Source organism: Streptomyces polyasparticus, assembly GCF_014493765.1.
In the GTDB taxonomy this organism is placed as follows: Bacteria; Actinomycetota; Actinomycetes; order Streptomycetales; family Streptomycetaceae; genus Streptomyces; species Streptomyces polyasparticus.
On the sequence record NZ_JACTVJ010000005.1, the window covers coordinates 498,034 to 511,565 of the forward strand.

Below are 13,532 nucleotides of genomic sequence, written 5' to 3' on the forward strand. Positions count from 1 at the left end.
GACCGCCGAGCCCGGCCCGCCGGTCAGTTGCCGCGCAGCTCCGCCTCGATCAGGTCGGCCGCGCGCTTCGTGCCGCCCTCCGCGGCCGTCTGCGTCTGCAGATCGGCCAGCCTGCGGGCGACTTCCGGGTCCGCGGCGAGGGTGAGCACGGCCTCGCGCAGCACCTCGGCGGTGGCCTCCTCGGTCGGGATGTGCCGGGCGACGCCCAGCGCCTGGAGCATGTCGGCGTTGCCGAACTGGTCGACCGCCTGCGGCACCGCGATCATCGGGGTGGCGGTGGCGAGTCCCTCCTGGCTGCCGCCGGCCCCGGCGTGCGTGATGAAGGCGTCCGCCTGACGCAGGATCGCGAGCTGCGGCACCCAGGTGTGGACCTCGATGTTCGCCGGGATCCCGCCCAGCTCGACGGGGTCGACATGCTTGCCGATCTGCAGCACGACATGCCAGCCGGGCAGATCGCCGAAGGCCTTGACGCACTCGCGGTAGAAGCCGGGCTGCTTGGTGAAGGTCGAGCCGAGCGACACGAGCAGCACCTTCTCGGCGTCCGCGGGCCGGGTCCACTCCCCTTCGGCGCGTTCGCCCTGGCAGGCGCCGACGAAGGTGTACACCGACTCGTCGACGCGGTCGGCGTTCGGCTGGAGCGCCTTGGGGATCACCACGAGGCAGCGGTCGGGGCGGCCCATGAAGTTCTCGACCGAGAGGTCCATGCCGTTGCCGGCGATCCATCCGGCGAAGGTGTCGAAGAAGGCCTTGCCGCGCTCCGTCTCCTTCAGCGGGTCGAAAAGCGGCTTGCCGACCTCCTCCTCGTATCCCTTCCAGGCCACGAGGTTCGGCGAGAACTGCACGATCGGCACGCCCCAGCGGTGCGCCAGGATCCGGGCCGGGTACGCGGTGATGTCGTAGAGGACGAGGTCCGGCTCGTCGCCCTCGTAGAGCGCTTCGAGCTGGGGAAGGGCCTGCAGCGCGTCGCTCAGGAACGGCTCGATGTTGTCGATCAGCTCGGTGCCCCAGGCGTCCGGGTCCTCGTCGGTGGGCAGGGTCGAGGTCCAGATCTTCGGCTCGGCGCCGACGGCGGCGACCTTCTCGGCGAAGGACTGGGGAATCGCGTACGTGACGCGGTGACCGCGGGCGACCAGCTCGCGGATCACTTCCAGGCTGGGGTTCACATGCCCGGATGCGGCGATGGAGAACATGGCGATGTGGGCGGGCTTGTGAGGCGTCATGCGATCACCTTAGACGAGACGAGACGTCTCGTGCAATCAATTTCGGATCGGTCCTCGCCGGTCAGCTCCCGCCGATCCCCGCCGCCCGCACGACGAGACGGGCCAGCTCCGGGTGGAACACGTCGTTGTGCGCACCGGCCGGCGGATCTCCTTCCCGTACGACATCGGAGACGTCGACGTTGAGGCACTGCTGCTCGCCCGTCCCCTCCCGCAGCAGCTCGGCGAGGCCCATGGCGCCGAAAGTCGCCGTCGCCTGGGCTCCGCCGTGGCCGAGCGCGCCCCACTTGCGGTCGATGCCCGACAGCGAGGCCGAGTCGCCGATCATGCGGGTGGCGAGCGGGTGCATCAGACCGAGTTCGAGATCGTGGTGCGAGTAGCAGCACAGGATCGGCCCCGTCAGTCGCTGCTCGGACCCGGCCAGGGCGCCGCCGCCCCGCATCTGGTGGGGCATGTGATCGGCGAACGCGAAGTGGGACAGGGCGGGTTGGAGCAGCACCATCGAGGCGACGGTGCGGGAACCCTCGGGCTGGTTGCGCAGCGCGTACGCGACGAGGCGGGCCCCGAAGCCGTGCCCCACCAGGTGGATGCGCACACCGGGCACGTTGTCGACGAGCCGTGCGAGCACGGGCGCGAGACCGTACGTACCGATGACGCCCGCCCGGCGGCGGAAGGTGTGTCCGACGGCCTGGCGCAGGAGTTCATGCGCTCCGCGCCACAGCTCGCCGCGTCCGGCGGTGGGCTGGTCGACGCCGAAGCCGTCGGACGCGGCACCCGACTCGAACCCGCCCGCGTCGCCTCCCGAACCGAAGCCGCCTGCCGTCTGCACCGGTCCGGACTGCTCCAGGCGGGGGCTGGGCGCGTCCGCGGCGCGCGGGCCGAGGAGCGCGGACTCGGCGTGGGTGCCGTGGCGCGAGACATCGGCGGCCTCCTCCTCGCTGTGCTCCTCGGTGCGTTCGGGCCGGTGATGGGTGGCCTCGGCGGCCTCGCGCGCCTCGTCGAGCGCGGCCGCGAACTCGCCGCACACACCGGCGGTGTCGTCGAAGAGCATCACCGGATCGTGCTGCGGCAGCAGATCGCGCTCGGCGTCCGAGGCGAACTCGGCGCGGGCGTCGGTAAGGCGCAGCTCCACGAGGCGGCGCAGGAACGTGCCGAAGTCGTCGAGGGCGAGACCGCCGGCGGACTGCCCGGCCAGGAGATCGCGCAGGTCGTGCACGACGTCGCCGCTGTCGGGAAACGCCGCCGCCAGGGCGCGCGCAGTGGACGCGTCGAGGGCGGGCAGCGCGTCGCGCGCCGCACGGCGCCGCTCCTCGGGGATGTGCGGCGCGGACTCGTCCAGGAACCGCATCGCCGGCCAGCGCACGCCCACCTCGGCGATCCGGGTGCCGGGGGCCGCTTCCCGTACGAGCCGGAAGAAGCGCGCATCGAACTCCGCGGCCGTGCCGGGATCGTTGTTCCAGCCGTGGGCGAGCACGATCACCTCCCGCACACCGCTGTCCCGTATCGCGCCGATCAGCCGGTCACGGGCGAGCGGATCGGTCGCGCCCTGCGGATCGAACTCCCACCGGCCCCGCTCGGCATCCGTCATCGCGCGCCTCCTAGGCGGTCTGGGGGAAGCGCGGCGCGGGGACGTGCCAGCACTTCCCCGAGACCGCCTCGCCCCCGTGCGCCGCGGGTCCGATGCCCGACGACCGCGTCTCGCGAGTGCCCCTCGGGCCGATCCTCATGTCCCGGAGGTGCCTTCATGGTTTGCGCGCCGTCCACCGGGATAGCCGTCAGACACCCCATGGGCAGATCTGTCAGTGCGCACCGTGGGCCAGGCGTCGCCCGGTTGAGAGCACAGCCGGCGGCGCCGCGTCACGCAGGCCGCGGCCTGCGCACGAGAAGTGAGAAGAAACCGTATGGACATGAGATGCGGCACGGATCAGTGGGATCCGGACCAGTGGGACATCGAAGCGCTGCGCGAGCAGCTCGCCCGGACCACCGAGGAGGTCCGGCATCTACGGGCCCGCGACCGGAGCCGGCCGGCGGTCGCGATGGCCCAGGGCATCCTGCTCGAGCGCTATCGGCTGCGGGACGCCGACCAGGCGTTCGTCCTGCTGCGCCACACCTCGCAGCGCTGCAACGTGAAGATGCGCTCCCTGGTGGACGCGGTCCTGCACACCCCGCGCCCGGACAGCATGCGGGAGCTGTGGTTCCCCGGCCGCGTGCGGCAGCGTGCACCACAGCTGCCCGCCCTGCGGCTCAACGGCGACCAGCCCCCGCACCGCAGCGGCGTCCTGCGGGTGGTCCTCTCCCAGGTGCTCGCCATCGCCGGGACCGACATGGGCAACGTGCAGCTGGCCGACCCCGCGCAACGCGGTCTGCGCCTGGAGCACCACACCGGTCACCCCGACGACTTCGTGGACTACTTCGCGTTCGTCGGCGAAACCGGCACCGCCTGCGGCGCGGCTGCCACGTCCCGCGCGCTGGTCACGGTGCGCAACGTTGCCGAAGATCCCGTCTTCACCGACGGCGCGCGGCGCACGATCCTCGAGGCGGGCAGCCGCGCCGTCCACAGCGTGCCGCTGATCGGCACGGACGGCGCATGCGTGGGCATGGTGTCGGCCCATCTGCCCGAGCCCTCCGGTGAACTGGCCCAGAGCCAGAGCGCGTTGCTGACCGAGATCGGCCGGCAGGCAGGCCGCTGGCTGGCCTGGTACGAGGACACCCTCGTACGGAACGCCCTGGAGTTCCTGCACGCCCTGGGACGTCGGCCCGAGCTGCTCCCGCAGCGTGGTGCGTAACAAGCGCCGTGTGCAGCAAGAGCGGCGCCTGGCAAGCCCGGTGCGTAGAACCCGGCACCCCCGGCGCCCCCGGTCCCGCACCGGGGGCGCCGGGCCGACGCCGTACGGGAGACCTCACGCCGCGCGCGGCAGGTCCTGCGCGTCGGTGTCACCGAGCGCCCGCGCCCGGACCTTGGCGCAGCTGCGGGTGATGAGCCGCGAGACATGCATCTGGGAGATGTCCAGCTGGTCGGCGATGGCCTGCTGCGTCTTGTCCTCGAAGAACCGCAGGTAGAGGATCTTCCGCTCGCGCTCGGGGAGCATCCGCAGCCCCTCCTTCGCCGCCTCCCGGTCGACCACCGTGTCGTAGCCGGGTTCGGATGAGCCGAGCATGTCGGCCAGGCTGAAGTCGTCGTCGGAGGCACCGAGACGGGCGTCCAGGGACAGGGTGCTGTGGCTGTGCAGCGCCTGCATGCCCTCCTTCACCTCGTCCTCGGTGATGCCGAGATATTCGGCGATCTCCTCGGGCCGCGGTTCGCCGGCGCCGGGCTGCTGGGAGAGTTCACGGTGCGCGACACGGATACGGTTGCGCAGCTCCTGTACGCGGCGCGGGACGCGCAGGGCCCAGGAGCGGTCCCTGAAGTGCCGCTTGATCTCTCCCGTGATGGTCGGCACCGCATAGCTCTCGAAGGCGCCTCGCCCGGGCTCGTAATGGTCGATGGCCTTGACCAGGCCGAGGGCCGCGACCTGGCGCAGGTCGTCCAGCTCCTCGCCGCGGCGGCCGAAGCGTCCGGCGATACGGTGCGCCATCGGCAGCCAGGCCTCGGCGAGTTCTTCCTTCAGAAGCTCACGCTCCGGTCCCTCTTCCAGGCCCGCGAGATGCGCAAACTGCGCCGCGGTGTCGGGTGCGTCGTCGTGCGGGTGGCGCACGCGGCGGGGCGCGGAAGAGGCGTGGTGGCCGGAGCTGGTAACGGTTTGCGCAGACATACGAATCCCTTCGCCGTGGAGTCATCAGGGCTCGACCGCAGTGAGGGGGTCCGTCGGACCGCCGTGCATCCGGAACCGGACAGACCACCCCTGCGGCTGCGCCTCCGGTCCGAAGCACGTGAGCTCGCATGCCCGGGGTCATGGCGGCCAAACGGACAAGTTTGCGGCGCATGGCCGCGGTCTTCCCGGGAACACGGGGGACCGGACGTGATGGCCCCGTGATGAACGGGCGTAGAGACAGGGGGAGTTCCATGCTGATGGCGCATCCGGCCGTACTGCTCGACCTCATGGAGGAGTACACCTCGCTGAAGATCCTCGATGCCGAGAACGGGTCGCCGGCGGTGCAGCGGAGACTGGACGACGTGGCGTACACGCTGTGTGTCGCCACGGGCACCCGGGATATCGACATGGCCCTGATCGCGGCCCGGCACCGGCTGTCAGGAGCCCGTACGGCCGACGACTCCCTGGCCGGCGAATCGCTCCCCGACGACTCCCTGGCCGGCGCCTGACACGTACACATTCAAGGACCAAGGAGGAGGAAACCCATGTCGTCCTCACTGCTCGAAGCCGTCGATGTGAACGCACCCGTCTCGGTGAGCTGGGACCTGTGGAAGGACGTCGAGCGCTGGCCCTCGTTCCTCAGCCATGTGAAGCATGTCAAGCGCATCGACCCGAAGACCTTCGCCTGGCAGCTCTCCCTGCCGGGCGCCGAGAAGGAGTTCGTGGCGGAGCTGGCCGAGGTGATCCCCGAGGAGCGCATCGCCTGGCACACCACCCAGGGCGTCGAGCACGCGGGTGTGGTCACCTTCCACCGGCTCAGCGACACGAGGAGCCGGGTGACGCTGCAGATCGAGTACGACCCCAAGGGGTTCGTGGAGCACCTGGGCGCGCTGACCAACCTCGACAAGACGCTGGCCAATTACGACCTGGGCGAGTTCCAGAAGATGGCGGAGCGGGAGGCGTCGCGGATCCGCGGGACCATGTGAGGCGCTGCGTGTGAGGCACGCACCCCACCCCCGCCGTCACGGCAGCGGAGGGTTCCACTCGAGCAGCAGGATCGTGGCGTCGTCGCGCAGCTTGTTCCCGCCGGCGTCGAGCACCGAGTGGATCAGACGGCGCAGCGTCTCCGGAGCCGGTTCGCCGGTGGACGCGGCGTGGATCACCGCCTGCGCGAAGCGGTGCGCGCCGAACTCCGTGCCGTCGGCGAGCCGGGCCTCGGTGATGCCGTCGGTGTGCAGAAGGACGCGGTCGCCCGGTTCGAGCGCGATCTGATGGACCTGCCGTGGCGCGTCCGTGAGCAGGGCGGGCAGCCCCATCGGCACATCCGGTTCGCGCTCCATCGCCTCGGCCACCAGGTGCTGGCCGCGGACCAGGAGCGGCGGCGGGTGGCCGCAGTTGATCCAGCGCAGCGCTCCCGTCGCCAGATCGAGCTGGACCAGGACGGCCGTACAGAACTGGTCGGGCAGCCACTCCCCCAGCGCCGCGTCCACGGCGGTCGTCAGCTCGGACAGATCCGAGCCGGTCCGCCGTGCGTTGCGGCACGCGGCAAGCGCCACGGTGGCGGTGAGGCCCGAGGACAGGTCGTGGCCCATCGCGTCCACCACCGCGGCGTGCAGGGTGGTCGGGGTCAGCGCATGGTCGTACGCGTCGCCGCCGATCTCGTACGCCGGTTCCATCACCGCCGTGGAGACGATCCGCGGGGTGCCGATGGTGCGGGGCGGCAGCAGGGCGCGGAGCATCTCCGCGGGCAGGCCCATGGGCTCGGTCCGGGTGCGCTGCACCACCGAGTCCTTGTAGGCGCGCTTCGACGTGATGAGCGGCGCGAGCAGGGCGGCCAGGGCCCGGCAGTGCAGCAGGAACGACGGGTCCATGGCCGGTGTCGAGGCGGCGAGCACCCCGAGGCGTTCGGCTCCGTCGATGAGCGGCAGCCAGACGGTGATCTCCTGGGCGCCCTCCTCGATGTGCAGATCCTGTTTCCGGTACGCCCAGCCCCCGGCCGAGCCGTCGATGGCGAGGGGCTCGGCGGGCGCCGCGAGAGGGATCAGCTGCCGCTGCTGCAGATCGGCCAGGTACACGACGGCCGCCGCAAGCCCCATGGCCTCCGCCGCCAGCGTGACGATCATGCTCAGGTCGAGTTCCGCGATCCGGCCGCCGGCCAGAAAGCCGGTCAGCCCGCCATCGGGATCGTCCGCGCTGCCCTCCACCGCCGTCACCTGGCCGCTCCAGAGTCGGTACCGCCGTATCGTCCGGGCAGTCCGCTGCCCTCTGGCAGTCTCACACCGGCGGGCCGTGCGGTCGTGTTCGTCCCGCCGCCGGGGTGACGCGCGGCGCAGGTCAGGCACTGGCTTCACAGTGAGTGACGACTTCAGGTGTACGCCTGGTCGGTGGGCAGGCGGCCCCGGGTTCACACTCCGCGGGCCGTGCGCTGCACGCACGCCTCGACGACATCGCGCAGGCTGCCGTCGCGTTCGAAGGCCGCGCGCTGCACGCGTGCCCCGTTGCCGTCCCGCAGCAGCCGGTCGAGGAGCTCGCGGGCCGTCGCCGCGTCACCGCAGTCCTCCAGCGCGGGGCGCACATGGTCGAAGAGCGCCTCGGCCACGGACCGGGCCGGGGCCGGTTCCATGAGCAGCGGATGGACAAGCCGGTCCGCGAGGCCCGAGCGCGCCGCACGCCAGGAGGCCAGGCGCAGCAGGGCCACGGAGTGCGGCACGGGTGCCTCGTCCGCGCGCCACTGCCGGGCGGCGGTCTCGACGAGGCCCCGTACGAGCATGGCGAGCAGCACCGTCATCGACGGTTCGAGACAGACGTCCGCGATCCGGACCTCGACGGTCGGGTAGGTGTCCGAGAGCCGGGCGTCGAAGTAGACCATCCCCTTGTCGAGGAGCGCGCCCGTGGCGACCATCGCGCGGGTCTGCTCGTGATACGCGGCCGCGTCGGCGAACAGCTCCACGGGTCCGGCCGAGGGCCAGCGTCCCCAGACGCGGCTGCGATAGCTGTGGTAGTCGGTGTCCTTGCCCTGCCAGAACGGGGAGTTGGCGCTCAGGGCGAGCAGCACCGAGAGCCAGGGGCGGATGCGGTTGAGCACCGCCACGCCCTCCTCGTCGGACTCCACCATGACGTGCACGTGGCAGCCGCAGGTGAGCTGCTCCTGCGTGGTGAGGCCGAACTGCTCCTCGAGCCACTGGTAGCGCGGCCCGGTCCCGATGGTGGGGTTCACCGGGAGCGGCGAGGTGGCGAGGGCCGCGACCGCGCCGCCGACGGTCTCGGCGTGCTGGGCGGCGGCCGCCCGCCATCCGACGATCTCGTCGGCGAGCGCCGTCATGTCCTCCTGCGGGCTGGTGGCGAACTCCAGCTGCTGGCGGTGGAGTTCGGCCTCGAAGGCGTCGCCGGGGCCGTCGCCGTCGCCGTCGCCGGGGTCGCCCTCGCGCGAGGCCATCGCCAGGACGGCCTGCGACAGCGCCTTGGGCTCGCCGCTCTCGGCGTCCACGAGCAGGAGCTCTTCTTCGACCCCGACACTGCGCATACGGACCATCCCTCGACGTACCGGGTCGGCGGGTGCCTACCTCTGATAGCGCCTGAGTACCAGGTTTCCGTCCTTCACAAGCCGCTTCTCCAGCTCGTCCGCGTCGATCGCCCCGCTGTAGTACTCCTGCAGTGCGGGTGTGGCCACCTTGTCCTTCCACTCGGGATATCCCCGTACGGACTGGGCGGGCGCCGAGGTCAGATGCGCGGCGAGCGCGGTGCCGGTCGCCCAGCCGTCCTTCTCGGCGTGCAGGGCGGGCGCCTTGAGCGCCTCGGTGCCGGTGGGCAGCATCCAGTCGCCCTGCGCGAGACGCACCATGTTGTCCGGCTGCAGGAGGAAGTCGATGAACTCCATCGCCTCCTTCTTGTGCGCGGTGTCCTCGGAGACCGAGAGCGTCTGCGGCGAGACGCCCTGGGTGAGCCCGTCGGCGCCGGCCGGCGCGGGCAGGACCTGCCACTCGAAGCCGTCGGGGGCCTGCTGCACGATCTGCTGGCGGTAGGAGAACCCGAGCGGCACCATCGCGTACTTGCCGCCGAAGAAGCCGGGCAGGGTGTCGGAGCCGCCCATGCCGAGCGTCGTACTCGACGCGCTGTGGTCGGTGTTGACCTGGTCGTGGATGGTGCCGGGCACGACCCCGTCGCCTTCCTGGAAGCGGATGTCGACCTTGCCGTCGGCCTCGCGGTGGAAGAGCCGCCCGCCCGCGGAGAGGGAGAGATTGAGGGTGGCCGAGACCGGGTCCTTGAGCGGCCAGGCGACGCCGTATTTGCCGTCGCCGCTCAACTCCTTGGTGATGGTGCGGAATTCCTCCCAGGTCCAGGGCTTGTCCGGGGTCGGGATCCGTACGCCGGACTCCTCGAGCCACTTGGCGTTGGCCATGATGACCCGCGGCTCCTGGAGGAACGGCACGCCGTAGACGCCCTCGTCGAAGGTCGTCGTGTCCCAGCTGTTCTGCGGGATGTCGGACTTGAGGCGCGCCGGGATCAGCTCGGTGAGGTCGGCGAGATAGCCGCCGTACGCGAAGTCCGCGAGGTCGTCGGAGGCGTCGTGGATGATGTCCGGCGCCTCGCCGCCCTCGAAGGAGGTGAGCAGCTGGTCGTGGACGCTGTCCCAGCTGCCCTGGATGTACTTGACCTGGATGTCCGGGTGGGCGGCGTTCCACTCGTCGACGAGTTCCTTGTTCACCTTGACGGACTCGGCCTGCCAGGCGAGGGACTGGAACTGGAGGGTGATCTTCCCGTCCTTGTCGGATCCTTCTCCGGTGCAGCCGGTCAGGAGCAGGGCGAGTGAGACGGCGGCCGTGGCAAGGCACTTGAGGCGGCGCATCAGCTCTTCACCGCCCCGGCCAGCATGCCGCCCGTGATCCGCTTCTGGATGATCGCGAAGATCACCAGGGAGGGGATGGTGGCGAGGAACGCGGCGGCGGCGAGCGGGCCGAGGTCGGCCACGCCCTCCGTGCCGATGAAGCGGTTGAGGATGACCGGCAAGGTCTGCTTCTCCGGGGTCTTGAGCAGGACGAGCGCGAAGAAGAACTCGTTCCACGCCGTGATGAACGCGAACATCGCGGTGGCCACCACACCCGGCGCGAGCAGCGGGGCGACGACCGAAAGGAAGGTGCGCAGCTTCCCCGCGCCGTCCACGGCGGCGGCCTCTTCGAGTTCGGCCGGCACCGCCCGTACGTAGCCGACGAGCATCCAGAGCGCGAAGGGCAGCGACCACACCACGTACACCAGGATCAGGCCGGGCAGGGCGTTGATCAGATGCAGGTTCTTCAGGATCAGGAAGAGCGGAATGATGATGAGCACGAACGGGAACGCCTGGCTCACCACCACCCAGCCGGTGGCGGCCTTGGCAAGCCGGTTGCGGTGACGGGCCATCACGTACGCCATGGGTGTCGCGATGACGACGGCGACCAGTGCCGCGCTCAGCGCCACGATCAGGGAGTTGAGGCCGGCCTGGAACAACGGCTGTTCGTCGAAGGCCTGCCGGAAGTTCTGCAGGGTGGGGTTCTCGGGGATCCACGTCGGGTCGAGGGACCCCAGCTCCTTGGCCGGCTTGAACGCCGTGGAGATCAGCCACAGGAACGGGAACGCCAGGAAGACGAGATACGCGAGCAGCGCCACGTACTGCGCGGCTCGTGCGGATTTCGACGTACGCATGACTACTCGTCGCCTCCCTTCAGGCGGCCCACCAGGTAGAACGCGAGAATCACCGAGATCACCGCAACCATGACGCAGCCCATCGCGGCGGCATAGCCGAACTGGCCGTAGCGGAAGGCCTCTTCGTACGCGAAGAGCATCGGCAGGCGGGTGCGGCCGCCGGGGCCGCCCTGCGTGAGCACGTAGACCAGAGCGAAGGAGTTGAAGTTCCAGATGAAGTTGAGCGCCGAGATGGCCAGCGCGATCGGTTTGATCGCCGGCCAGGTGACCGTACGGAATCTGCGCCAGGCGCCCGCTCCGTCCATCGCGGCCGCTTCGTGGAGTTCGCGCGGGGTGTTCTGCAGTCCGGCGAGCAGCGCGACCGTGGTCTGCGGCATGCCCGCCCAGATGCCGACCACGATCACCGCGAAGAGCGCGGTCGCCGTGCCGGTCAGCCAGTCGCGGCCTTCGCCCAGGCCCAGGCTGGAGAGCGTCTCGTTGAGCACGCCGGCGTCGGGGTGGTAGACGAGCCGCCACATGATGCCGACGACCACCTCGGGCATCGCCCACGGGATGATCGCGAGCGCGCGGGCCAGCCAGCGGAAACGCAGATTCTGGTTGAGCAGGAGGGCGAGGCCGAGGGCCAGGAAGAACTGCGGCACGGTGACGCCGACCGCCCACAGCAGGCCGATGCGGAACGAGTCCCAGAACAGAGTGTCGTGCAGCAGGTCCTGGAAGTTGAGCAGCCCGATCCACTGGGTGGGTTCGGTGCGTCCGGACTGCGCGTCGGTGAAGGACAGCGCGATGCCGTAGAGCAGCGGTCCGACGCTGAGGACCAGAATCGGAATCAGCGCCGGCAGGACCAGGAACCAGGCTCCGTGGTCGGCCACCCTCTGCGCGGGCTTCTTCTTCGCTGACCGCCTCGACTTCGTCGCGGTCGCCAATGTCACGGAATCGGCTCCTTCGGGCGGGTACGTGGGGGTACGGCCGCCCTGGCGGCCTTGGTCATCGTGCTGACGTGGACCTGATACGTCAAGCGACCTCGCAGGAGATACCTCGCAGGAGATACGCAGTGTGCGAATGCAAGACTGATCACGATCGCGGACGCGGGACCGCAAGCGGAACCGCTGCGCGGCAGGTGCGACAGGAACGGTACGGAGGCGGCGGATGGACGAGGCAAGGGCACGTCAGGTGCTCGACCGTGTGGGGTTCACCGAGGATGCGGAGTTGCTCTCGCTCGGCGAGAACGCGGTCTTCGCGCTCGGCGATCTCGTCGTCAAGGTCGGCCGCTCGGCACCGGGTCTGAACGAACGGGCCAGGCACGAGGTGAAGATCGCCGAGTGGCTGGCGCAGGCGGGTGTGCCTGCGGTGCGGGCCGCCGAGTCCGAGCCCCGCGGGTTCGAAGGGCATCCGGTCACGGTGTGGCACCGGCTCGGCGAGGCCGTAGGGCCGGCGGAGCCCGCGGATGTCGCCGCACTGATCCGGCTCGTGCATGAGCTGCCCTCCCCTCCTGCGGAGTCCTTCGTGCTGCCCCGCCGTGAGCTGCTCGGCGGGGTCGCCCGATGGCTGCGACTGGCCGGGGACGCGATCGATCCGGCCGATGCGGAGTTCCTGCGGGCGCGGCGGGCGGCGTTCTCCGAGGAGGTGTCGGCCCTGAAGCCGCATCTGCCCAAGGGGCCCATCCACGGCGATGCCCTGCCGCGCAATGTTCTGGTCACGGCGGACGGGCCGGTCCTCGTGGATCTGGAGACCTTCTCGTCCGACTTCCGTGAGCACGACCTGGTGGTCATGGCCCTGTCCAAGGACCGCTACGGGCTCGACCCCGCCGCGTATGACTCCTTTGTCCGGGTCTACGGGTGGGATGTACGCGAGTGGGACGGCTGCGCGGTCCTGCGCGGGGCGCGGGAGACGGCGAGCTGCGCGTGGGTGGCGCAGCATGCGCCGACGAACCCTCGGGCGCTCGCCGAGTTCGAACGGCGGGTGGCATCGCTGCGGGACGGAGACCCCTCGGTGCGGTGGTATCCGTTCTGAGCGCCCGGCGCAGCCCCTGAACCTCAGCCGAGCCGTACGTCGGTCAGCTCCCGCAGCGGCCACTCCGCCTCCACCACCGCCGTCGTGTCGCCCTTCGCGCGGAGGAACTCCTGGAAGTCCGCAGCCCACTCCGCGTACCACGCGATCTGCCGGCGGTGCAGTGCCGCCGGGCCCAGGGTGGCGATCTTGGGGTAGCGCTCGGCTATCGCGCCCGCGAGCCGTGCCGCGGCGAGGGCGTCGGCCGTCGCATTGTGGGCGTCGCCGAGCACGATGCCGTACTCCTCGCAGACCGCCGCAAGATTGCGCTTACCTTTGCGGTAGCGATCCGCTGTGCGGTCGATGATGTACGGGTCGATGACGGGCCCCGGCTCGTGACCCCCCAGTCGCTCCCGCAGCGAGGGCAGCCCGTGGCGCCGCAACTCGGCGGAGAGCAGGGTCAGATCGAAGGTCGCGTTGTACGCCACGACCGGCACACCCGCGTCCCAGTACCCGGTCAGATTGCGGGCCAGCTCGTCCGCGACCTGGTCCGCAGGGCGGCCCTCCGCGGCCGCGCGCTCATTGCTGATGCCGTGCACCGCGACCGCCTCGGCCGGGATCGGCACGCCGGGGTCGGCGAGCCACTCCCTGCGCCCTATCGGCTTCCCACCCCTGACCTCGATCAGCGCGCCGGTCACGATGCGCGCCTCGCGCGGGTCCGTGCCCGTGGTCTCGAGGTCGAAGCCGATCAGCAGCTCCTGGTGCCAGCCCATGCGTGGCGCCTCCTTCGTTGCGGTTCCCCCGTGTGTGTCACACGATCGCACGGCCCACTGACAACGCGGTCCGCGCGGGGGCGGTGCGGATACGGATGCGGCTTGCCGCACGGTGGCCCCGGCCA

Annotated in this window: 13 protein-coding genes; 4 read left to right on the forward strand and 9 right to left on the reverse strand. The window is 70.7% G+C overall.

Annotated features, from left to right (window positions below):
• Positions 1-23: 23 nt before the first annotated feature.
• On the reverse strand, positions 24-1,220 hold the full coding sequence (gene mgt, locus H9Y04_RS10615) for a macrolide-inactivating glycosyltransferase (RefSeq protein ID WP_187813482.1): 1,197 nt from the start codon (positions 1,218-1,220) through the stop codon (positions 24-26).
• A gap of 61 nt (positions 1,221-1,281) precedes the next feature.
• Positions 1,282-2,805 (reverse strand): hypothetical protein, encoded by a 1,524-nt coding sequence (locus tag H9Y04_RS10620; protein ID WP_187813483.1) that lies wholly within the window; start codon positions 2,803-2,805, stop codon positions 1,282-1,284.
• Positions 2,806-3,118: 313 nt separating this feature from the next.
• Between H9Y04_RS10620 and H9Y04_RS10625 the strand changes: the two genes are divergently transcribed.
• A complete protein-coding gene (locus H9Y04_RS10625; protein ID WP_236070711.1) occupies positions 3,119-4,003 on the forward strand; it encodes an ANTAR domain-containing protein in 885 nt (294 codons plus the stop codon).
• Between the two features lie 114 nt (positions 4,004-4,117).
• Here the strand turns inward: H9Y04_RS10625 and H9Y04_RS10630 are convergent, their stop codons facing one another.
• Positions 4,118-4,969, reverse strand: coding sequence for a SigB/SigF/SigG family RNA polymerase sigma factor (locus H9Y04_RS10630; RefSeq protein ID WP_187813484.1), 852 nt, complete (start codon positions 4,967-4,969; stop codon positions 4,118-4,120).
• Between the two features lie 251 nt (positions 4,970-5,220).
• Here H9Y04_RS10630 and H9Y04_RS10635 point away from each other — a divergent pair, with 251 nt between their 5' ends.
• Together H9Y04_RS10635 and H9Y04_RS10640 are read left to right on the forward strand one after the other, a co-directional pair.
• Positions 5,221-5,478, forward strand: a complete 258-nt coding sequence (locus H9Y04_RS10635; RefSeq protein WP_187813485.1) for a DUF5133 domain-containing protein — start codon at positions 5,221-5,223, stop codon at positions 5,476-5,478.
• A 36-nt stretch (positions 5,479-5,514) separates the two neighbouring features.
• Positions 5,515-5,955: an SRPBCC family protein gene (locus H9Y04_RS10640; protein WP_187813486.1), complete on the forward strand. Its 441-nt coding sequence runs from the start codon at positions 5,515-5,517 to the stop codon at positions 5,953-5,955.
• 36 nt (positions 5,956-5,991) lie between these two features.
• Here the strand turns inward: H9Y04_RS10640 and H9Y04_RS10645 are convergent, their stop codons facing one another.
• The 5 genes from H9Y04_RS10645 to H9Y04_RS10665 all read right to left on the reverse strand — a co-directional run bounded on the left by H9Y04_RS10645 (position 5,992) and on the right by H9Y04_RS10665 (position 11,571).
• On the reverse strand, positions 5,992-7,182 hold the full coding sequence (locus H9Y04_RS10645) for a PP2C family protein-serine/threonine phosphatase (RefSeq protein WP_308800932.1): 1,191 nt from the start codon (positions 7,180-7,182) through the stop codon (positions 5,992-5,994).
• Between the two features lie 191 nt (positions 7,183-7,373).
• Complete coding sequence (locus H9Y04_RS10650; protein ID WP_187813487.1) at positions 7,374-8,492, reverse strand: glutamate--cysteine ligase 2; 1,119 nt, start codon at positions 8,490-8,492, stop codon at positions 7,374-7,376.
• A gap of 36 nt (positions 8,493-8,528) precedes the next feature.
• Complete coding sequence (locus H9Y04_RS10655) at positions 8,529-9,815, reverse strand: ABC transporter substrate-binding protein (protein ID WP_187813488.1); 1,287 nt, start codon at positions 9,813-9,815, stop codon at positions 8,529-8,531.
• Positions 9,815-10,648 carry a carbohydrate ABC transporter permease gene (locus H9Y04_RS10660; RefSeq protein WP_187813489.1) on the reverse strand — a complete coding sequence of 278 codons (834 nt, stop codon included), beginning with the start codon at positions 10,646-10,648 and terminating at the stop codon, positions 9,815-9,817. Before H9Y04_RS10660 ends, H9Y04_RS10655 begins: the two co-directional genes overlap by 1 nt.
• 2 nt (positions 10,649-10,650) lie before the next feature.
• Positions 10,651-11,571, reverse strand: a complete 921-nt coding sequence (locus tag H9Y04_RS10665; protein WP_187813771.1) for a carbohydrate ABC transporter permease — start codon at positions 11,569-11,571, stop codon at positions 10,651-10,653.
• Between the two features lie 223 nt (positions 11,572-11,794).
• On the opposite strand from H9Y04_RS10665, the gene H9Y04_RS10670 reads away from it, so the two are divergent.
• Positions 11,795-12,658, forward strand: coding sequence for a phosphotransferase enzyme family protein (locus H9Y04_RS10670; RefSeq protein WP_187813490.1), 864 nt, complete (start codon positions 11,795-11,797; stop codon positions 12,656-12,658).
• A gap of 23 nt (positions 12,659-12,681) precedes the next feature.
• On the opposite strand, the gene H9Y04_RS10675 is transcribed toward H9Y04_RS10670, so the two are convergent.
• A complete protein-coding gene (locus tag H9Y04_RS10675; RefSeq protein WP_187813491.1) occupies positions 12,682-13,407 on the reverse strand; it encodes a 3'-5' exonuclease in 726 nt (241 codons plus the stop codon).
• Between the last annotated feature and the right edge of the window lie 125 nt (positions 13,408-13,532).